This window comes from Rhabdothermincola salaria (assembly GCF_021246445.1).
Taxonomy (GTDB): domain Bacteria; phylum Actinomycetota; class Acidimicrobiia; order Acidimicrobiales; family Acidimicrobilacustridaceae; genus Rhabdothermincola_A; species Rhabdothermincola_A salaria.
In genome coordinates, this window is record NZ_JAJQXW010000001.1 from 1828392 (window position 1) to 1847793 (window position 19402).

The 19402-nt window shown below is 72.5% G+C and carries 19 protein-coding genes; 14 read left to right on the top strand and 5 right to left on the bottom strand.

Features of this window, described 5'->3' with window-relative positions; translation table 11 throughout:
* Positions 1-46: 46 nt before the first annotated feature.
* Positions 47-1564 (bottom strand): acyl-CoA carboxylase subunit beta, encoded by a 1518-nt coding sequence (locus LUW87_RS08480; RefSeq protein ID WP_232670705.1) that lies wholly within the window; start codon positions 1562-1564, stop codon positions 47-49.
* Positions 1561-2448 (bottom strand): SDR family NAD(P)-dependent oxidoreductase, encoded by an 888-nt coding sequence (locus tag LUW87_RS08485; RefSeq protein WP_232670706.1) that lies wholly within the window; start codon positions 2446-2448, stop codon positions 1561-1563. Before LUW87_RS08485 ends, LUW87_RS08480 begins: the two co-directional genes overlap by 4 nt.
* Before the next feature lie 128 nt (positions 2449-2576).
* Here LUW87_RS08485 and LUW87_RS08490 point away from each other — a divergent pair, with 128 nt between their 5' ends.
* Both LUW87_RS08490 and LUW87_RS08495 read left to right on the top strand, forming a co-directional pair.
* Positions 2577-3746, top strand: coding sequence for a sulfotransferase family protein (locus LUW87_RS08490; protein ID WP_232670707.1), 1170 nt, complete (start codon positions 2577-2579; stop codon positions 3744-3746).
* The gene (locus tag LUW87_RS08495; protein WP_232670708.1) at positions 3743-5182 is read left to right on the top strand and encodes an amidase; all 1440 of its coding nucleotides are present in this window, start codon (positions 3743-3745) and stop codon (positions 5180-5182) included. The genes LUW87_RS08490 and LUW87_RS08495 overlap by 4 nt, the downstream gene beginning before the upstream one ends.
* A 30-nt stretch (positions 5183-5212) precedes the next feature.
* Here LUW87_RS08495 and LUW87_RS08500 read toward each other — a convergent pair whose 3' ends face one another.
* The gene (locus tag LUW87_RS08500; RefSeq protein WP_232670709.1) at positions 5213-5956 is read right to left on the bottom strand and encodes an SDR family NAD(P)-dependent oxidoreductase; all 744 of its coding nucleotides are present in this window, start codon (positions 5954-5956) and stop codon (positions 5213-5215) included.
* Between the two features lie 128 nt (positions 5957-6084).
* Between LUW87_RS08500 and LUW87_RS08505 the strand changes: the two genes are divergently transcribed.
* The 7 genes from LUW87_RS08505 (at position 6085) to LUW87_RS08535 (ending at position 10963) form a co-directional block, all read left to right on the top strand.
* On the top strand, positions 6085-6858 hold the full coding sequence (locus tag LUW87_RS08505) for an SDR family NAD(P)-dependent oxidoreductase (RefSeq protein ID WP_232670710.1): 774 nt from the start codon (positions 6085-6087) through the stop codon (positions 6856-6858).
* Positions 6858-7496, top strand: a complete 639-nt coding sequence (locus LUW87_RS08510; protein ID WP_232670711.1) for a nuclear transport factor 2 family protein — start codon at positions 6858-6860, stop codon at positions 7494-7496. The genes LUW87_RS08505 and LUW87_RS08510 overlap by 1 nt, the downstream gene beginning before the upstream one ends.
* A 115-nt stretch (positions 7497-7611) precedes the next feature.
* Complete coding sequence (locus LUW87_RS08515) at positions 7612-7818, top strand: (2Fe-2S)-binding protein (RefSeq protein ID WP_232670712.1); 207 nt, start codon at positions 7612-7614, stop codon at positions 7816-7818.
* A 36-nt stretch (positions 7819-7854) separates the two neighbouring features.
* Positions 7855-8328 carry a bacterioferritin gene (gene bfr / locus LUW87_RS08520; RefSeq protein WP_232670713.1) on the top strand — a complete coding sequence of 158 codons (474 nt, stop codon included), beginning with the start codon at positions 7855-7857 and terminating at the stop codon, positions 8326-8328.
* An 84-nt stretch (positions 8329-8412) separates the two neighbouring features.
* Positions 8413-8601, top strand: coding sequence for a hypothetical protein (locus LUW87_RS08525; RefSeq protein WP_232670714.1), 189 nt, complete (start codon positions 8413-8415; stop codon positions 8599-8601).
* A 126-nt stretch (positions 8602-8727) separates the two neighbouring features.
* On the top strand, positions 8728-9831 hold the full coding sequence (locus LUW87_RS08530; RefSeq protein WP_232670715.1) for a phosphotransferase family protein: 1104 nt from the start codon (positions 8728-8730) through the stop codon (positions 9829-9831).
* A 91-nt stretch (positions 9832-9922) separates the two neighbouring features.
* Positions 9923-10963 carry an LLM class flavin-dependent oxidoreductase gene (locus LUW87_RS08535; protein WP_232670716.1) on the top strand — a complete coding sequence of 347 codons (1041 nt, stop codon included), beginning with the start codon at positions 9923-9925 and terminating at the stop codon, positions 10961-10963.
* A gap of 270 nt (positions 10964-11233) precedes the next feature.
* On the opposite strand, the gene LUW87_RS08540 is transcribed toward LUW87_RS08535, so the two are convergent.
* Entirely contained in the window at positions 11234-11656 is a 423-nt protein-coding gene (locus LUW87_RS08540; protein ID WP_232670717.1) for a PPOX class F420-dependent oxidoreductase, read from the bottom strand.
* A gap of 83 nt (positions 11657-11739) precedes the next feature.
* Between LUW87_RS08540 and LUW87_RS08545 the strand changes: the two genes are divergently transcribed.
* The 3 genes from LUW87_RS08545 (at position 11740) to LUW87_RS08555 (ending at position 14618) form a co-directional block, all read left to right on the top strand.
* On the top strand, positions 11740-12702 hold the full coding sequence (locus LUW87_RS08545; RefSeq protein ID WP_232670718.1) for a pirin family protein: 963 nt from the start codon (positions 11740-11742) through the stop codon (positions 12700-12702).
* A 64-nt stretch (positions 12703-12766) separates the two neighbouring features.
* Positions 12767-13576 carry a heliorhodopsin HeR gene (heR, locus tag LUW87_RS08550; RefSeq protein WP_232670719.1) on the top strand — a complete coding sequence of 270 codons (810 nt, stop codon included), beginning with the start codon at positions 12767-12769 and terminating at the stop codon, positions 13574-13576.
* 274 nt (positions 13577-13850) lie between these two features.
* Complete coding sequence (locus tag LUW87_RS08555) at positions 13851-14618, top strand: DUF6544 family protein (RefSeq protein ID WP_232670720.1); 768 nt, start codon at positions 13851-13853, stop codon at positions 14616-14618.
* 51 nt (positions 14619-14669) lie between these two features.
* Here the strand turns inward: LUW87_RS08555 and LUW87_RS08560 are convergent, their stop codons facing one another.
* Entirely contained in the window at positions 14670-16910 is a 2241-nt protein-coding gene (locus LUW87_RS08560; RefSeq protein ID WP_232670721.1) for an MMPL family transporter, read from the bottom strand.
* Between the two features lie 116 nt (positions 16911-17026).
* On the opposite strand from LUW87_RS08560, the gene LUW87_RS08565 reads away from it, so the two are divergent.
* Positions 17027-17614 (top strand): acyl-CoA-like ligand-binding transcription factor, encoded by a 588-nt coding sequence (locus LUW87_RS08565; protein WP_232670722.1) that lies wholly within the window; start codon positions 17027-17029, stop codon positions 17612-17614.
* Between the two features lie 122 nt (positions 17615-17736).
* Positions 17737-19353 (top strand): succinic semialdehyde dehydrogenase, encoded by a 1617-nt coding sequence (locus LUW87_RS08570; RefSeq protein WP_430300533.1) that lies wholly within the window; start codon positions 17737-17739, stop codon positions 19351-19353.
* The last annotated feature ends 49 nt before the right edge of the window (positions 19354-19402 follow it).

A 19402-nucleotide genomic window follows, 5' to 3' on the forward strand; every position in this document is an offset into this window, starting at 1 on the left:
GGGGGCGGGCGGTCAGGGGGTGATGACGGTCAGGCGGTGATGACGGTCAGGGGGTGATGGCGGTGCGCTGGACGGGTTCGGGCGGGGCCTGGCGACGCGACAGGGCCCGCCGGAGGGCGTCGAGCAGCACGGTGCGGGTCTCGCGCGGGTCGATGAGCTCGTCGAAGCCGAGGTTGGCGGCCGACCGGTACGAGGCCTCCAGCTCGGCCTCACGCAGCAGCGTGGCCTCGTCGACGTCGGCACCGGTGGCCCGGCTCATGGCCGCGGCACCCATGGCCCCGAGGGTGGCCCCGGGATAGGCGAAGGTGGCCGACTGGCCGTCGAAGCCGACCAGGGACATCACCATGGAACCGAAGCCGTAGGCCTTGCGCAGGGTGAGGTGCAGCTTGGGGCTGGTGGCCTGGGTCTGCGCCGCGAACATGCGCGCTCCGCTGCGCAGCACCCCGGCCCGCTCGGAGGCCCGCCCCGGGAGCATGCCCGGGTTGTCGGCCAGGAAGACCAGCGGCAGGTGGAAGGAGTCGGCCACGGAGATGAAGTGGGCGGCCTTGTCGGCGGCGTCGGCGTCGACCGACCCGGCCAGCACGCTGGGCTGGTTGGCCACGATGGCCACCGGATCGCCGCCGAGGTGGGCGAGGGCGCAGATGATGGACGGGCCGAAGCCGGGCTGGACCTCGAACCAGTGGCCGTCGTCGACGACCACGTCGAGCACGTCGGCCATGTCGTAGACCCGCCGGGTGTCGCGGGGCACGATGCCGAGCAGCTCGTCGGTGGGCCTCGGCCCCTGGTCGCCGCCACCGACGCGGGGCGGGTGGCTCCAGGCGCTCGACGGGAAGAACTCGAGGTAGTGGCGCAGCATGTCGAGCGCCGAGGCGTCGTCCGGCGTGACGTTGTGGATGAGGCCGCTGGCCACGGCCACCGACGGCCCGCCCAGGTCCTCCTTGGAGATCTCCTCGCCGAGCGACTCCTTCACCACCGGTGGCCCGGCGGTGAACACCGCGCCGTCGGCGGTCATGACGCTGAAGTCGCTCATGGGCACGATGAGGGCACCGTGACCGGCCGAGGGGCCCATGACCGCGCTGAGCACCGGCACCCGTCCCGAGCACTGGGCCTGGATGAGCAGGTCGGTGGGGGCCCGGCCCCCTCCCCCGCCACCGCGGTGCCCGGCACCCTCCAACAACATGAGCAGCGGCATGCGGTCACGCAGCGCCAGCTCGGCGATGCGATAGCGCTTGGAGCTGCTGCCCGGCCCGATCGAGCCGGCGAGGGTGGTGAAGTCCTCGGCCCCGACCATGACCGGGCGGCCGTCGATGCGGCCGGCGCCGGCCACGATGCCGTCGGACGCGATGGACTCGCCCACCAGCGTGCCGATCTCGCGGAAGGTGCCGGGGTCGAGCAGGTGCTCGACGCGCTGGCGGGCGTCCATGAGGCCGCGGGCGTGGCGCTTGGCCAACCGCTCCTCGCCGCCCATGGCCCGCGACGCGGCTCGGCGCTGCGACAGGTCGGCCAGGGTCGGCCCCCACCCACCGGGCAGGTCGGGGGCCCCGGTGGCGTCGTCGGGGCTCATGCGTCGGCGGGGACCGGGGTCTCGCCCTCGCCCGCGGCCTCGATCTCGGCTTCGACCTCTTCTTCGGCCTCCTCGGCGGCGGCGCTCACCGACTCCTGGCCGTCCGGGCGGGGCGGGCGCATGTCGGGGAAGGCCCGCAGGGTGTGCCCACCGTCGACGGTGAGGTGCTGGCCGGTGACCCAGCTCGACTCCGGCCCGGCCAGGTAGCGGATGGCCTGGGCGATGTCGTCCGCCTCACCGCCGCGGGCGAGGGGTTGGTTGGCCAGGAAGGCCGCCATCATGTCGTCGTCGGCGAACAGACCGGTGGTGCTGGCGGTGCGGGTGAGCCCGGGACGCACCGAGTTCACCCGGATGCCCTCCTCGCCGAGCTCGTCGGCGGCCACCTCGACGAGCGCGTCGACGGCGGCCTTGCCGGTCTTGTACGAGGCCAGGCCCTTTGTGGAGAAGGCCGCGGCGGTGGACGACACGGCCACGATGGAGCCGCCGGGCGGCATCGCCGGCACGGCGTACTTGAGCAGGAGGAACACCGGGCGCACGTTGCGGTCGACCTCGGCACTGAACTGGTCGGGGTCGTAGTCGACGAGGCGGGAGGGGCTCCCTCCTCCGGGCACCGTCACCGCGATCTCGAGGCTGTCGCCGTCGGCCGCGAAGGCCACGGCATCGGCCACGTCCATGGGGCGCAGGGTGTCGCAGGGGCAGGGGTGCACCTCGAGGCCCTCGGCCGCCAGGACGCGCAGGGCGTCGACCAAGCGCTGCTCGTCGCGCCCGGCGATGGTGACCCGGCAGCCGTCGGCCGCCAGCAGGCGCGCCGTGGCCAGGCCGATACCGCTGCTGCCGCCGATCACCAGGGCGTGGGTGCCGTCGAGGGGTGCGTCGCTCGTCATGGCGCGTGTCTAGCAGTCCCCTCTCGAGGGCTGCAGCGGCACCCGCTCTCCTCCTGGTGACGACACCGCTGCCGACCACTACGGTCGGCCGATCCCGGCAGGGGGCCGGGATCGGGGGAGGGACGACGATGCAGTTCGATGCCGACGGGTTCGAAGAGCGAGCCAGCGAGGCCGCCGGCGGTCTCACCGACTTCGGGCACCCCTCCTACCGGGAGGCCCTCGAGGTGTTCCTGGGTTCGGCGGGCGCCGATGGCGCCCTGAACGCCATCGGTGAGGCCTCGGTGGAGGCCATGGCGATCGGTTCGCTCACCAACCGTCTGCGGGTCACCGACTGGCACGCCCGCCACCCCGAGGTGGGGGCGGCGTCGGTCGAATCGCCGATCTTCCTCATCGGGTTGCCCCGCACCGGCACCACCGCGCTCAGCCACCTGTTGGGGGCCGACCCCGCGAACCGCTCGCTGCTGGCCTGGGAGGCCAACGAGTCGGTGCCTCCGCCGACCGCCCAGGGCTACCGGGAGGACCCCCGCTTCGTCGCCGCCATGGAGGCGCCGAACATGCTCGACCTCATCAACCCCGAGTTCAAGGCCATCCACTTCGACCCGCCCGACATGCCGGTCGAGTGCGCCACCGTGCTGGGCCAGCACTTCACCAGCCTCCACCTGGCCACCGTGTACAACGTCGAGACGTACCGCCGGTGGCTGTTCGCGGCCGACCACACCGAGGCCTACCGCTACCACCGCCAGGTGCTGCAGGTGCTCCAGTCGCAGTGCCCGGGCCAGTGGCAGCTCAAGTCGCCGGTGCACCTGGTGGACCCGTCCGCCCTCGCCGCCGTCTACCCCGACGCCCGGTTCGTGCTCACCCACCGCGACCCGGTGCGGGTGACGGCATCGGTGCTGAGCCTGGTGCGGTCGCTCACCGGCACCTTCAGCGACGCCGACCGCACCGCCTACATCGCCGAGGCCTGGACCGACGTGGTGGTCACGCTGCTCGAGCGCCAGAGCGCCTTCCGCGACGCCATGGAGGCCCGGGGCAAGGGGGGTAGCTTCGTCGACGTGGCCTACGCCGACCTGGTGGCCGACCCGATGGGCACGGTCACCACCGTCTACGAGCAGCTCGGCCAGCGCCTCTCGCCGGAGGCCAGCGACGCCATGCACCGCCACGCCGCCACCCACACCCAGGGGGCCCACGGCTCCCACCAGTACTCCCTCGACGACTTCGGCGTGTCACCCGACGCCCTGGCCGAACGCTTCGCCGACTACACGACTCGCTACGCCGCCCACCTGGAGGCACCCCGATGACCGATCTCGCCGAGCTCCTCGACACTCGCGACGTCCTCGACCTGGCCTGGATGGTCGTCAACGGCGAGATCGCCCCTCGCGAGCTGGTGGAGGCCTCGATCGCCCGGATCGAGGAACGCAACCCGGCCCTGAACGCCGTGGTGGCCACCCGCTTCGAGCAGGCGCTCGCCGAGGTCGACGCCGGGCTTCCCGAGGGCCCCCTCAAGGGCGTGCCCTTCGTGGTCAAGGACCTGGGCTGCGACGTGGCCGGCCTGCCCGCCACCCGCGGCAGCCGGCTCTTCGCCGACGTCGTCGCCGCCGAGGACAGCGAGCTCACCCGGCGCTACCGGACCGCCGGGCTGGTGATCCTGGGCAACACCAACTCCCCCGAGTTCGGCAAGAACGCCAGCACCGAACCCCTGCTGCACGGACCCACCCGCAACCCGTGGCGCACCACCCACTCCACGGGCGGGTCCAGCGGGGGTACCGCGGCCGCCGTGGCGGGGGGCATGGTGCCGGCCGGGCACGGCAACGACGGCGGCGGATCCATCCGCATCCCGTCGTCGGCCTGCGGGTTGTTCGGGCTCAAGCCCACGCGGGCCCGCACGCCGTCGTGGCCGGCGCCGTCGTTCTTCTCGTATCCGCTCTCGGTCGGCCATGCCCTCACCCGATCCGTGCGCGACAGCGCCGCCATCCTCGACGCCACCGCCGGAGGGATGCCCGGCGACCCGTTCAACGCGCCCCCCACCCCGCGGGCAGGCACGTTCATGGCCGTGTTGGCCGAGCCTCCGCACCCGTTGCGCATCGGGTTCTCCACCTCCTCGGTGGCGGGCAACCCGGCCGACCCGGCCGTGGCCGCCGCCGTCGAGCGGATGGCGAAGGTGTGCGCCGAGCTCGGCCACGAGGTCACCGAGGCCCGCCCGGTCTACGACCCGGGCCAGGTCGTCGAGGCCGTCTCGGTGGTGATGGGCGCCATGTCGGCGGCTCAGGTCGAGGAGCGGCTGGCCGAGCTGGGCCGGGAGCTGGGCGACGACGACCTCGAGCCCTTCGTCCGCTTCATGCACGAGCGCAGCCTGCAGATGTCGGCGCAGGATCTCAACCGCGCCCTGCAGGGCATCGAGGTGGTGAGCCGGTCGGTGGCCGACTTCTTCGTCGACCACGACCTGTGGCTGTGCCCCACGCTGAACCCCCGGGTGCCCGAGTTGGGCTGGCTCGACACCACCAGCCCCGAGGCCATGTTCACCCGGGCGGGGGCGTACAGCGAGATGACCGCCCCCGCCAACGTCACCGGCATGCCGGCCATGTCGGTGCCCGCCGGCCACGACGACGACGGCCTGCCCATCGGCGCCCAGTTCGTGGCCACCCACAACCGCGAGGGCATCTTGTTGCAGGTGGCCTCCCAGATCGAAGAGGCCGCCCCGTGGCCCAAGATCGCCCCCTGGCCCCCGCCTGGCTGACCCGGCGACCCGGTGACCCGGGAGCGGGTGTCAGTCGACGGCTGTCGTCCCGCCGTCGACGACGATGGAGGCGCCGGTGATGAACGACGCCGCGTCGGACAACAGGAACGCCACCGGGGCGCCGATCTCCTCCGGCTGGCCCACCCGGCCGAGCACCGACGAGTTGGAGAACTCCTCGCGCAGGCCCGGCACCTCGAGGGCGTCGGCCAGCATCGGCGTCTCGATGTAGCCGGGGCACACGGCGTTGACCCGCACCCCTTCGGGGCCGAGCTGGGCGGCCATGGACCGCACCGCACCGAGGAGTCCGGCCTTGGAGGCGCAGTAGGCGGGGATGGCACCGTTGCCGATCCACCCCTCGATCGACGAGATGCCGACGACGGCCGCCCCCGACACCGAGCGCAGCTCGGGCAACAGGGCCTGGGTGAGCAGCGGGAAGGCCCGCAGGTTCACGTCGAGCACGGCGTCCCAGGCGTCGGCGTCGAGCTGGCCGAGGCCGTCGGCGCGCACCACACCGGCGGCGTGCACGAGACCGCCGATGGGCCCCACCACCTGACGGCTGGCGTCGATGGCGGCGTCGAAGGCGGCGGCGTCGGTGACGTCGATCTGGTGGCCGTGGGCGGCCACCCCGAACTCCTCGGCGATGGCCGCGGCTTCGGCGGCGGCCCGGTCACCGTCGAGGTCCCACAGGGCCACCCCTCGGCCCTGGGCGGCGACGGCGCGGGCGCTGGCCCGACCGATCCCCGACGCCCCACCGGTGATGACCACTGCGCCCATCGCGTGCATCTGCTTCCCCCATCGATCTCGTCGGGCCCGCCTGGTGCCGGCCCGGCGGCAGTCGAGCGCGGGCCCTGCGGATCTGTCAAGGTGCCCGACGGATCCGACGCCGACCCAGGGGGAGCTCGATGACCGACGGCCGCTTCGACGACAAGGTGGCGATCGTGACCGGTGCCGGACGAGGGATGGGCGAGGCCATCGCCCGCCGCCTGGTCGCCGAAGGGGCGAGGGTGGTGCTCACCGACGTGCTCACCGACGAGGGGGAGGCGGTGGCCGCCGACCTCGGCGGCGCGGCGCGGTTCCTCACCCACGACGTCACCGACGCCGATGGCTGGACGGCGGCGGTGGAGCTGGCCGGCACCGCCTTCGGGCGCCTCGACGTGTTGGTCAACAACGCCGGCGTCTACTGGCGGCGCCCCCTCGAGGACGAGACCGCCGACCGGTTGCGCCGGGCGTTCGACGTCAACGCCATCGGCCCGTTCCTCGGCCTGCAGGCCGTCCTCCCGGCGTTCCGCCAGCACGGAGGCGGGGCGGTCGTGAACGTGGTGTCCCTCGCCTCGGTGCACGGCTACGCGTGGCAGGGCGCCTACGGCGCGTCGAAGTGGGCCCTGCGGGGCCTCACCCGCACCGCGGCCCAGGAGCTCGGGCCCGAGGGCGTCCGCGTCAACGCGGTGATGCCCGGGCCCATCGAGACGTCGATGCTGCCGCCGGACACCACCGGCATGGGCGACGCCCGCTTCGCGGGCATCCCCCTGCAACGGGCCGGCCAACCCGAGGAGGTGGCCTCGGTCGTCTGCTACCTGGCCTCCGACGACGCCTCGTACGTGTCGGGCGCCGAGGTCGTGGTCGACGGCGGATCGTCGTCGGCGCCGGCCGCCACCCCGCGCCCCACGGGGGACTGATGGTGGGCCCCGACGCCGCCGATCCCAGCCGGACCACCGACGATCCCGGCCCACCCACCGACGCCGGCCAGACCCCCGACGCCGGCCGGCCTGCGCAGTCGGCCCGGGCCACCGATCCCGCGACCCTGGCCCGCCTGGTCGACGTCGAGGCCATCCGCGACGTGGTGCGCCACTACTGCCGGGGCATCGACCGCATGGACCTGGCCCTGGTGCGCTCCTGCTACCACCCCGACGCCATCGACGACCACGGCACGTTCGTGGGCACCGTCGACGAGTACCTGGCCTGGGTCGAGCGCCTGCTCGGCCGCTACGACGCCACCTTCCACCTGGTCGCCAACCAGCTGGTGGAGGTCGAGGGCGACCTGGCCCGATCCGAGACCTACGGCATCGCCCACCACCGCTCGAGCGATCCCGACCCGAAGCTGAACCTCACCATCGGCTTCCGGTTCCTCGACCGCTTCGAACGCCGCGACGCCAACGGATGGCGCATCGCCCGGCGGGTGGCCACCACCGAGTGGGTGCAGGCCGTGACCCCCGAGCAGGCCTGGCCGATCCCCGACGGCATCGGGGTCGGCCGTCGCGGTCCTGACGACCCCCTCTACGGCCTCGTCCCCGGGTTCCCCACCCACGGCGCCTGATCGCCCCTCACCCGGGAGGGCGAACAGGGGGTTGACCAACTCACTCTCGTTAGGCAGACTTAACGGAAGCGTTCGGATCACCGAATGCCTCGAGTTCGCCACAGGTGGGTCCCGCGTGATCATCTGCCACTGTCGAGGAGTCAACGACCGCAAGGTCCGCAAGGCCGTCGACAAGGGCGCGCGCACGATCGACGAGATCGGTGACGTCTGTGGTGCCGGCACCCGCTGCGGCGGATGCCATCCGGCTCTGGCAGAGTTGCTGGCAGCCCGCACCGGCCAGCCGGTCGAGCAGATCTACGGAATCCGCGTCGCCGTCGCCTGATTTCAGGGGCGGCCCACCCCCCTGGGAGCGAACCTCGTGAACGGCAACCCCGACGTCATCGAGATCCTCAACGAGGTCCTGACCGCCGAGCTCACGGCGATCAACCAGTACTTCATCGACGGCAAGATGTGCGAGAACTGGGGCTACGAGCGCCTCGGCCACCAGTTCCGCGACGAGTCGATCGACGAGATGAAGGACGCCGAGGCCCTCATCGAGCGCATCCTCTACCTCGACGGCGTACCCAACCTGCAGCGCCTGGGCGCGGTGCGGGTGGGCGAGACCGTCCCCGAGAAGCTCAAGCTGGCCCTCGAGGTGGAGACGGAGGCCGTCGAGCGCCTCACCCGGGGCATCGAGCTGTGCAGCGACCGCCACGACCACGGCTCGCGGGAGCTGCTCGAGCACATCCTCGAGGGCGAGGAGGAGCACGCCGACTGGCTGGACGCCCAGCTCAACCTCATCGAGCAGCTCGGCGTCGAGAACTACCTGACCCAGCAGATCCACAAGAGCTGAGCCCTCCCGACGGTCGATGACGCCGTCCGGCCGGGACCACCACGGGTCCCCGACCGGGCGGCGTCGCCGCGCCAGGCTGGGACCATGGCCGAACCACCCACCACTGCGCATCCCGGGCCCACCCCGGTGAGCGCCGCCGCCCCTCCGGCCGGCTGCGCCCGATCACCGCTCGGCACGTTCATCGACTGCCCCCACTGCGGCGGCGACATGGCTCCCGAGCACGCCCACTTCCGTTGCACCGGGTGCGGGTGGCGCGACTCCTGCTGCGACTGACCGCGGCGGAGGACGCTCGGCCCGATCCTGCGGGACAGGCCCCCGACCCGACGGCGTAGAGTGCGACGTCGGTCACCCGGAGGTCGGGTGCCGTTCACCGATTCGCCAGGTCCAGGGGGGCACCACATGCCGGTCGAAGGTCAACGCGATCCCGCAGAGGTCAAGGTCGCACTCGAGCGGTGGCTCGCCGACAAGATGCCCGAAGCGTCCGGCGTGGAGATCACCAGCCTCGAGGTGCCGCAGTCGAGCGGCTTCTCCAACGAGACGTTCCTGCTCGACGCCCGCTGGACCAACCCCGACGGCACCGACGAGGCCGCCGAGCTGGTGCTGCGCAGCCAGCCCCTGGTGCACAAGCTGTTCCCGGAGAGCGAACTGCTGGCCCACCAGTACGAGGTCATGCAGGCCCTGTACGACACCGACGTGCCCGTGCCCCGCACCCGGTGGGCCGAGGACGACCCGGCGGTGCTGGGCGCCCCGTTCTTCGTGATGGACCGCCTCCACGGGCTGGTCCCGGGCGACGCCCCGCCCTACACGGTCGAGGGCTTCGTGGTCGACATGACCGTCGACGAGCGCAACGAGTGGCACCGCAACGCGGTCGAGGTGCTCACCCGGGTGGGCAAGGTCGACTGGCAGGCCGTGGGCCTGCACCACCTCGACCAGACCCACCACGGCGAGCTCGGACCGGAGCAGCGGCGCAACTACTTCGCCAGCTATCTGGAGTGGGCCACCAAGGGCGAGCAGCACCCGATCGCCCACCCGGCGTTCGAGTGGCTGATGGCCAACTGGCCCGACGACGGCGAGCACACCGCCCTGTGCTGGGGCGACGCCCGCCCCGGCAACCAGATGTACCGCGGCACCGAGGTCATCGGGGTCTTCGACTGGGAGATGGTGTCGCTCGGCAACCCCGAGTCCGATCTCGGGTGGTGGCTCTTCCTGCAGCGCTACTCCACCGAGGGCAACGGTGCACCGCTCCTCGAGGGCATGCTCGACCGGGCCCAGACGATCGCCGAGTGGGAGCGCCACATGGGCCGCCCGGCCACGCACGTCGACTTCTACGAGGTGCTCGGCGGCTTCCAGTTCTGCCTCGTCATGGTGAAGCTGGCCGAGATGTACTCCATGTCGTTGGGTCCCGCGGCGCTCACCATGGCCGTGCACAACCCGGTGGCCGCCATCACCGCCGAGCTGATCGGCATCGACATGCCGCCCGCTCCGGAGCCGGCCTCGGCCTGAGGCCGGCCTCCCGCCGAGGTCACTCCCGACCTCGGACCGTCTCCCCGTCGCGCCCCGCCGGGGCGCCCTCGAAGCCGATGGAGTGCCGTCGTTGAAGTTCTCGTTGTCGTTGCCGTTGCTGAAGGACCTGTCGGCCCCGGACCCGTTCCGGGAGACCTTCGACCTCGCCGTGCTGGCGGAGGAGTGCGGCTTCGACACGGTCACCATCGGCCACCACCACTTCATGCCGGGCAACATGGCCGACCCCCTCACCTTCCTCGCCGCGGTGGCGGCGCGCACCTCCACGCTCCGGGTGGGCACCGGCATCTTCCAGCTGCCCGTGCACAACCCGGTGCGGGTGGCCGAGCAGGTGGCCACCATCGACCAGCTGTCCGGTGGGCGCATCTCGCTCGGAGTGGGGCTCGGGTGGTGGCCCCTCGAGTACCAGGTGCACGGGTCGGACTTCCGCCAGCGCGGCGCCCGCATGGAGGAGGCCCTGCGCATCCTCAAGCTGGTGTGGACCGAGGAGGAGACCTCCTACGACGGCCGCTTCTGGTCGTTCCCCGAGCTCACCGTGCACCCCCGCCCGGTGCAGGACCCGCACCCGCCGTTGTGGGTGGCCGGCGTGGCCGACGCCGCCGTGGACCGGGCCGCCCGGTTGGGCGACGCCTGGTTGTGCGGGCCGGTGCAGTCACTCGGCAAGGCCCTGTCGTGCCTGGAGGTCTACCGGGCGTCGTGCGCGGCGGCCGGCACCACGCCGGACTGGGTGCTGCGGCGCTACGCGTGGGTGGGCGCCGACCGTCGCCAGGTGATGGACGAGGTGCTGCCCGAGTACGTGGGCGGGCTCATGGAGCACTGGCGCGAGTCGGTGGAGGACGACGAGGAGAAGGCCCTCTTCGCCCGCATCGACGCCGGCGAGGACGTGCCCGCCGAGGAGATCGCCGCCGACCGCCTGCTCTTCGGCGCCCCCGACGACGTCATCGCCCAGGTCCAGCGCTACCGCGACCTCACCGGCTGCGAGCACGTGCACGCCGCCTTCGGCGCCGGGCTGCCCGGAGCCAGCGCCAAGGCCTCGCTCGGCGGGTTCGACGACATCGCTGAGATGATCCGCCTCTACGGCCGCGAAGTCATCCCCGCCTTCCCCACCACCTGACCAGCGAACCGGCTCGACCCAGCCGCCCGCCGACCGGGGTGTGGCCGGGCACCGAGACGGCGCGGGCCAGCCCGCCGACCCCGCCGAGCCCGCCGCCCGACCACGAGATCCATCTTCCCAGACCCCTGCGACACGAACGTCCGTACGGGCCGACGGGGCCCGGGCCGGGCGGGGATGCGGCGGGCCCGCCGGGCCGATGCGTCCGGCCGTGCGACGGCGGGTGTCGACGCTCGACCGTGGCCGGCAGAAGCCGGCGACCGTCAGCCGTCGTCAGCGGCCGAGCATCCCGTACGCATGGGTGGGACGCAGGCGCAGCACCAGGCGCTGGTCGGCCACCATGGCGGCGCGGTACTCGTCCCAGTCGCCGTGCTCGCCCTGCATGGCGCGGTACAGCTCGACGAGCTCGTCGACGGTGGCGTCGTGGGGATCGGTGGCCACGGGGCTCAGGTCGGCGTCGCCCTCCACCACCACGTAGGACCAGAAGTCGTCGGCGCTCACGTGCAGCGACACCCGGGGGTCGCGTCGCATGTTGCGGGTCTTGGCCCGGTCGTCGGTGACGCTGACGCGTACGACATCGTCGTCGCCGACCACGTAGATGATGTTCGAGCTCTGCGGGCGGCCGTCGGACTTGAGGGTGACGAGCACCCCGTTGCGACGTTCGCGGAGGTAGGCCATGGCGGCGGTGAGGTCCATGGACTGGCCAACGCCGCCCGGCCCCGGCGGCATTCCGCTCGGGAAGGCGGAACATTTGCGCGCGCAATGACGTTGGAGGAGACATGCCCGCCATCACCGTCACCGACCCCCTGGTGCTCCCCCGCCTCACCCGGCCGGGGCCCGACGTGACCCCGCGCCCGGTGCGCGACGTGATCGCCGCGCACCACGCCGTCGAGGGTGCCGGCTTCGAGGTGTGGCGCCCCTTCCCCGGCGGGGTGCACACCGCCGACAGCGACCCCTTCTTCCTCCTCGACCAGCTCGGTCCGGTGGACTACGCCCCCAACGAGCCCGTCGGCGCGCCGTGGCACCCCCACCGGGGGTTCGAGACGGTCACCTACGTGCTCGACGGGGTCATCGAGCACCACGACTCCCACGGTGGGGGCGGCGTCATCGGCGAGGGCGACACCCAGTGGATGACGGCCGGCGCCGGGATCCTGCACGACGAGGTGCCCACCGAGGCCTTCACCCGCTCGGGCGGACGCACCCACGGGGTGCAGCTGTGGGTGAACCTGCCGGCACGCGACAAGTTCGCCGAGCCCCGCTACCAGGCCATCGGCCGCAACGACCTCACCCTGCTCTCCAGCCCCGACGGCGGCGCCCTCGTGCGCCTCATCGCCGGCGACCTCGACGGCCACGAGGGCCCCGGCTCGACCTACACGCCCATCACCTACGCCCATGTCAGCCTCCAGCCGGGCGCCACGCTGGAGCTGAACTGGAACCCGGCGTTCAACGCCATGGCCTACGTGCTCGGCGGCCACGGCTTCGCCGGCACCGAACGCCGACCGGTCGACAACCACCAGTTGGCCCTGTTCGGCCCGGGCGACGCCCTGCGCATCGAGGCCGCCGGCCACCAGACCGACGAGTTCCCCCAGCTCGAGGTGCTGGTGCTGGGCGGGCTGCCCATCAAGGAGCCCGTCGCCCACTACGGCCCGTTCCTCATGAACACCCGGGCGCAGCTGCTCGAGGCGGTCGAGGACTTCAACGCGGGCCGCCTCGGCACCGTCCCCGCCCGCCCCCGGTCCTGACCGGGGCCGCCGCCGGTCGGCCCGAGCCCAGCACGGGCGATGCGGTCGCCCTACTGTGCCGCGCATGGCCACCGACCTGGACCGATCCGCCGCGGCCACCCCCGAGGAACAGGGCCGCCTGAGCAACCTGCGCGCCTGGAACCTCGGCGTGGGGGTGGTGCACCTCGCCCAGGGCGTGGCGATCCTGGTGCTCAGCACCTCGTTCGCCATCCCCATCGTCGCCAACGTGCCCACCGGGCCGCCGGGTGCCCCCATCACCGACTCGGTGACCTTCTTCGACTTCAGCCTGCCCCTGGGCATCGCCCTCTTCTTGTTCCTCGCCGCCGCCGACCACCTGTTGATGGTCGTTCCCCCGGTGCGGCAGTGGTACGAGGCCAACCTGCGCCGGGGTCGCAACTACGCCCGCTGGATCGAGTACTCGGTGAGCGCCTCGCTGATGATCGTGCTGATCGGGCTGCTCACCGGGATCAACGACCTCTATGCCGTGATCGCCCTCTTCGGCGTCAACGCCGCCATGATCCTGTTCGGACTGGTGATGGAGCAGGTCAACCCCGAAGACCGTGAGTCGGTGAACTGGTGGCCGTTCGTGTTCGGCTGCATCGCCGGCATCGTGCCCTGGATCGTCATCACCATCTCGCTCATCACGGCGACCCAGCAGGCCGGTGACGGTGACGGGGTGCCCACCTTCGTCTACGTGATCTTCGTGACCCTGTTCGTGCTGTTCAACACCTTCGCCATCAACCAGTGGCTGCAGTACCGGGGCAAGGGACGCTTCGCCGACTACCTGTACGGCGAGAAGGTGTACCTGGTGCTGAGCCTGACGGCCAAGACGGCCCTGGCCTGGCAGATCTTCGGCGGCACCCTGGCCGACTGACGCTCAGTCGGGGGACGGATCGCGAACCCGCTCGGGCAACAACAGCACGGCGCCGACGAGGAAGCGGCGAGCGTAGAGGTCGGAGGGCATCAGCCGGCGCCGCACGGCCGGTCCCGACGGGCCGAGTCGACGGCGTGATCGGGACGGTCGATGCGGAGGAGCGCCACGGTCTGGGGGATGCAGGGGTGGTGCACGAGGAGACGGCGGCCGCCGTGGCGTCGGCGGGGCGGTTGGGCCATGGTGGGGGTCGAGAGCTCCGAGGAAGGGACCGAGGATGGGCACCAAGTCGGCGAAGACCGCTCCGGACGTGCGCACCATGCGCCGGGCGCTGGAGGTGCCCGCCGACGCCGAGACCTTCGCCGAGGACGAGCTGCTGGGCCTACCCGACCCGGTGGCCCGGTGGTTCCGGGCCGCCATCGCGCCGGGGGTCCCGCTGGCTCGGGCCGTGCACCTGACCATGGCCGGTCACATCCGCCTCGGCGAGCGGTGGTGGCCGTTCCGGGCGACCGAGACCCTCGCGCCGGGCCTCGGGTTCGTGTGGCCGGCCTCGGTGCGGGGGGTCATCCGGGGCTCGGACCACTTCTTCGACGGCCAGGGAGCGCTCGACTGGCGCCTCCTCGGGCGCAAGGTGGTCGTGCACGCCGACGGTCCGGACGTCAGCCGCTCCGCCGCCGGGCGCGGCGCGGCCGAGTCGGTGTGGGCGCCCACCGCCCTGCTCCCCCGCTTCGGGACGACGTGGCGGGCCCTCGACGACAGCCACCTGGTCGTCACCTGCTCGATGGGCGACGAGACCGTCGACGTGCACCTCCACGTCGACGCCGACGGACGGTTGCTGCGGTTCTGGTTCGAGCGGTGGGGCGACCCCGACGAGTCCGGCACGTGGCGGCGGGTGCCGTTCGGCGGCGATGCCCTGGGCTGGGCCACCTTCGACGGGGTCACCATCGCCAACGAGGGCCGCATCGGCTGGTGGTACGGCTCGCCCCGCTTCGCCGAGGGGGAGTTCTTCCGCTACCAGATCACCGACCTCGAACTGGTGCGCTGAGGCCGGAGCCCCTCGGTCGGGCTGGCACGGGACGATCTCAGGCGGGGCGGCCTACGCCTCGACGCGGGCCGGGGCATGGGCCGTCCCCGACTGCTCGCCGCCGAGTGGGTCGGCACCCTCGGCACCCTCGGCGGTCTCGGCCACCGCGGCCGGCGGCTCTCCCTCGACGTCGAGGTGGGGCAGGAGCCGGTCGAGCCAACGGGGCAACCACCAGTTGGGGTCGCCCACCAGGGCCATGGTGGAGGGCACCAGCACCATGCGCACGATGGTGGCGTCGAGGGCCACCGCGGTGGCCAGACCCACCCCCATCATCTTCACGATCGGGTCGGGGCTGGCCACGAAACCCAGGAAGACACTGATCATGATGAGGGCGGCGGCGGTGATGACCTTGGCCGTGGCGCCCAGTCCCTCCACCACGCTGTCGATGTTGCTGTGGCCCCGGTGGTACTCCTCTCGGATGCGACTGAGGATGAACACCTCGTAGTCCATCGACAGCCCGAAGAGGATGGCGAACATCATCATGGGCACGAACGAGGCGATGGGGACCGCCTCGTCGAGCCCGATGAGGCTGCGGCCCCACCCCCACTGGAACACGGCGACGACCACGCCGTAGGCGGCGCCGATGGCCAGGAGGTTGAGCAGGGCCGCCTTGAGGGGCACGAGGATCGAGCGGAACACGACCATCAACAACAGGAACGAAACGGTGACGACGCCGAAGATGAACCAGGGCAGGCGTTCGCCGATGCGGTCGGACTGGTCGATGAACCGGGCGGTCGGCCCACCGACGGCGACCTGGGCGTCGGTGCCGTCGGTGACGGCCGGCAGGGTGGTGTCGCGCAGACGGTGGACCAGGTCGGAGGTGGCGACGTCCTGGGGCTTGGTGGTGGGGATCACCGTGACGAGGGCGGTGTCGCCGGCCGCGTTCATCTGCGCGGGGGAGACGGCCTCGACCCCGGGATCCTCGCCGACGGCAGCCGACACCTGGTCGGCCACGACGGCGTCGGGGTCGGCACCGAGATCGATCACCAGGGCCAGCGGCCCGTTGAACCCGTCGCCGAAGCCGTCGGCCAGCAGGTCGTAGGCCTGGCGGTGGGTGGTGTCGGTCGGGGCCGAACCGGCGTCGGCCTGGCCCAGCTGCATGTCGAGGGCGGGGACGGCCAGCACCAGCAGCACGGCGGTGGCGGCCACGGCCGACCGCCACGGGTGGTGGGCCACCCAGTGGGCCCAGCGAACCCAGCCGCCGCGCCGGGTCTCGGGGGCCACGGGGACGCCGGCCCGGTCGCGCCGGGCGAGGATCCGGGTGCCGGCCAGACCGAGCAGGGCGGGCAGCAGGGTGACGGCGACCACCACCGCGACGGCGACCACCAGGGCGGCGGCGTAGCCGAGGGCGGCGACGAAGGGGATGCCGGCGAACTGCAGGCCGAGGATGGCCACGACCACGGTGGAGCCGGCGATGACGACGGCCTTGCCGGCGGTGGCGTTGGTGCGGGCGATGGACTCGTGCACGTCCATGCCGGCGGCGACGTTGTCGCGGTGGCGGCTCAGGACGAACAGGGCGTAGTCGATGCCCACGCCGAGCCCGATCATGGTGCCGAGCTTGGAGGCCATGCTGGGGATCTCGATGACGCCGGCCAGCAGGGCGACGAGGCCGAGGCCGGTGAACAGCCCGAGCAGGGCCGTGAGCAGCGGCAGGCCCATGGCGGTGACGCTGCGGAACATGACGAAGAGGATGATCAGGGCGGCCACGATGCCGATGGCCTCGGCCGGCCCGGTGGACTCCTCCTTCAGCACCGTGGGCAGCTCGCCGCCGTACTCGACGGTGACGACGCTGCCGGCGGCGGCCTGGCGCGTGTCGACGAGGTCGTCGAGGGTGCCGCGGCCGAGCTCGGCGGTCGACGCGTCGAACTGCACGGAGGCGAACGCGGTGGTGCCGTCGGCGGAGATGCTCATGGGGTTGGCGAGCGGGTCGGTCACGCCCACCACCCCGGGCACCCCGGCGACGGCGTCGGTGGTGGCCGCGATGGCACCGGCGGCCTCGGGATCGGTGACGGCCCCCTCGTCGACGTGGAAGACGACGAGGGCGGTGGCGCCGGACCGCTCGGGGAAGCGCTCTTCGAGGAGGTCGCTGGCCGCCTGCGACTCGACGCCGGGGACGGAGAAATCGTCCACGGCGTCGCCCCCGATGGTGCGGCTGGACACGCCGATGACGAGGGCGACGACGACCCAGCCGAGCACCACCCAGCGGGCCCGACGGGCCGAGAACGAACCGGTGCGGTGCAACCATCTGCCCATGGGAGGGCCTCCTGCCGTCGAGTGGTCCTCAGCCTACCGTTTTTTGCAGTCCCTGCAAGTTTGCAGTGACTGATACGGTATTCCTGTCCGCCCGTTGACCCGGAGGCCGTCTGCCCGTGGCCGAGAGCCTGCGAGAACGCAAGAAGGTCGAGACCCGCCGCCGGTTGGAGGATGCCGCACTGGACCTGTTCGACCGCGACGGGTTCGATGCCACCACCGTCGACGCCATCGCGGCCGAGGCGGGCATCTCCCCCCGCACCTTCTTCCACTACTTCGCCACCAAGGAGGACGTGGTCGTCGCCGACCACGGCGACCGTCTGGCCCGCATCATCGCCGTGCTGGGTGGCCAACCCCCCGGGCTGGCGCCCTGGTCGGCGCTCGAGCACTCGTTCGTGGAGGTGGCCGCCGACTACGAGTCCGAGAAGGACCAGCTGCTGCGCCGCTTCCGGATCATGGCCGGCTCCCCGACCGTGTTCGCCCGGTCTCTCCACCTGCAGGCCGGCTGGGAGGTCTCCCTGGCCGATGCCCTGGCGTCGCGCATCGGCGACCCGGGCCACCCCGACCTCACCACCCGACTCATGGCCGGTGCCGCCCTCGCCTCGATGCGCGCCTCGCTACAGGAGTGGTTGGCAAGCGACGGGGAGCCACAGCTCCCCGGGCTGGTGACCGCCTGCTTCGAGCGCCTCGGAGCCGGGTTGCGCTGACCGGCCCACTGCGCCGGAGGGGCAACCGAGCGGCGCCGAGGGTGGCGTGCGGGGAGGCGGGCGGTCGGCGAGGGTAGAGACCGTCGAAGCTTGTCCGCAGCCGTCTGGAGCCCACCGTGAGCATCCCACCCGTCGAGACGTTCGACCCCGCCGACGAGCTCCGGGGCCAGCGTGCCCCCCACCCGGCGCCGACCCGCTGGTCCAGCGCCGAGCGCATCGAGCGCCTGGCCGGGCTGGTGACGACGGTGGGTGAACGGCCCCACCAGCCCTCCCATGCCCCCTACGACGGGCGGCTCGTCGGCGAGGTGCCGACCTGCGACGCCGACGACGTCGAGCTCGCCGTGCAGCGGGCCCGGTCCGCGCAGAAGGGGTGGGCGGACCGCTCGTTCGAGGAGCGCCGCCAGGTGCTCCTGCGCTTCCACGACCTGGTCCTCGCCCACCAGGACGACCTGCTCGACCTCACCCAACTCGAGACGGGCAAGGCTCGACTCTCGGCGTTCGAGGAACTCCTCGACGTGGCCATGACGGCCCGCTACTACGCCAACACCGCCGAGCGGCACCTGCGCCCCCGGCGCCGCCAGGGTGCCCTGCCGGGTCTCACCCGCACCACCGTGGTGCACCACCCCAAGGGCGTGATCGGGGTGATCAGCCCCTGGAACTACCCGCTCACGCTCGCCGTCAGCGACGCGGTGCCCGCCCTCATGGCCGGCAACGCCGTGGTGCTCAAGCCCGACGCCCAGACCCCGTTCACCGCGCTCGCCGCGGTCGAGCTGCTCTACGAGGCCGGGGTCCCCCACGACGTGTTCGGCGTGGTCACCGGGGCGGGCTCGACGCTCGGGACACCCATGATCGAGCGGGTCGACTACCTGATGTTCACCGGCTCCACCGCCACCGGGCGCATCGTGGCCGAGCAGTGCGGGCGCCACCTCATCGGCTTCTCGGCCGAGCTCGGCGGCAAGAACCCCATGATCGTGCTGGCCGACGCCGACGTGGACACCACGGTCGAGGCGGCCGTGCGGGCCTGCTTCTCCAACACCGGGCAGCTGTGCATCAGCATCGAGCGCATGTACGTCGAGGACGCCGTGTACGACCGGTTCGTGCCTGCGCTCGTCGAGCGGGTGGCGTCGATGTCGGTGGGCGCCGGGTTCGACTGGGAGCACGAGGTGGGGTCGCTGGTCAGCGAACAGCAGCTCGAGGTCGTCAACGCCCACGTCGACGACGCGGTGGCCAAGGGCGCCCGGGTGCTCACCGGGGGCCGGGCCCGACCCGACCTCGGGCCGCTGTTCTACGAGCCCACCCTGCTCACCGACGTCACCGACGACATGGAGCTGGCCCGCACCGAGACGTTCGGGCCGGTCGTGGCCGTCCAACGCGTCCGCGACGCCGAGGAGGCCCTCGAGTTGGCCAACGACACCACCTACGGCCTCAACGCCAGCGTGTGGACCGACGGCACCCGGGGTGAGGCGCTCGCCCGGCGCATCCGGGCCGGCACGGTGAACGTGAACGAGGGCTACGCGGCCACGTGGGGCTCGATCGACGCCCCGATGGGCGGCATGAAGGAGTCGGGCGTGGGGCGCCGCCACGGCCACGAAGGCATCGTGAAGTACACCGAACCCCAGACCATCGCCGTGCAGCGGCTGCTGCCGATCGGCCCGCGACCGGGGATGCCGGTGGCGGCCTACGCCAAGGTGATGTCCGGCGCCCTGTCCGCCCTGCGGCGCCTGCCCCTGCGTCGCTGACCGTCCGGTTTCGGGCGCGATGGCGAGGTCCGGACCGGACGCGGCCCCT

Bases quoted from the DNA above. Each gene is read 5' to 3' on its own strand.
- LUW87_RS08480 (WP_232670705.1), bottom strand. From the start codon at position 1,564: ATGAGCCCCGACGACGCCACCGGGGCCCCCGACCTGCCCGGTGGGTGG.
- LUW87_RS08485 (WP_232670706.1), bottom strand. From the start codon at position 2,448: ATGACGAGCGACGCACCCCTCGACGGCACCCACGCCCTGGTGATCGGC.
- LUW87_RS08490 (WP_232670707.1), top strand. From the start codon at position 2,577: ATGCAGTTCGATGCCGACGGGTTCGAAGAGCGAGCCAGCGAGGCCGCC.
- LUW87_RS08495 (WP_232670708.1), top strand. From the start codon at position 3,743: ATGACCGATCTCGCCGAGCTCCTCGACACTCGCGACGTCCTCGACCTG.
- LUW87_RS08500 (WP_232670709.1), bottom strand. From the start codon at position 5,956: ATGGGCGCAGTGGTCATCACCGGTGGGGCGTCGGGGATCGGTCGGGCC.
- LUW87_RS08505 (WP_232670710.1), top strand. From the start codon at position 6,085: ATGACCGACGGCCGCTTCGACGACAAGGTGGCGATCGTGACCGGTGCC.
- LUW87_RS08510 (WP_232670711.1), top strand. From the start codon at position 6,858: ATGGTGGGCCCCGACGCCGCCGATCCCAGCCGGACCACCGACGATCCC.
- LUW87_RS08525 (WP_232670714.1), top strand. From the start codon at position 8,413: ATGGCCGAACCACCCACCACTGCGCATCCCGGGCCCACCCCGGTGAGC.
- LUW87_RS08530 (WP_232670715.1), top strand. From the start codon at position 8,728: ATGCCGGTCGAAGGTCAACGCGATCCCGCAGAGGTCAAGGTCGCACTC.
- LUW87_RS08540 (WP_232670717.1), bottom strand. From the start codon at position 11,656: ATGGACCTCACCGCCGCCATGGCCTACCTCCGCGAACGTCGCAACGGG.
- LUW87_RS08545 (WP_232670718.1), top strand. From the start codon at position 11,740: ATGCCCGCCATCACCGTCACCGACCCCCTGGTGCTCCCCCGCCTCACC.
- heR (WP_232670719.1), top strand. From the start codon at position 12,767: ATGGCCACCGACCTGGACCGATCCGCCGCGGCCACCCCCGAGGAACAG.
- LUW87_RS08555 (WP_232670720.1), top strand. From the start codon at position 13,851: ATGGGCACCAAGTCGGCGAAGACCGCTCCGGACGTGCGCACCATGCGC.
- LUW87_RS08560 (WP_232670721.1), bottom strand. From the start codon at position 16,910: ATGGGCAGATGGTTGCACCGCACCGGTTCGTTCTCGGCCCGTCGGGCC.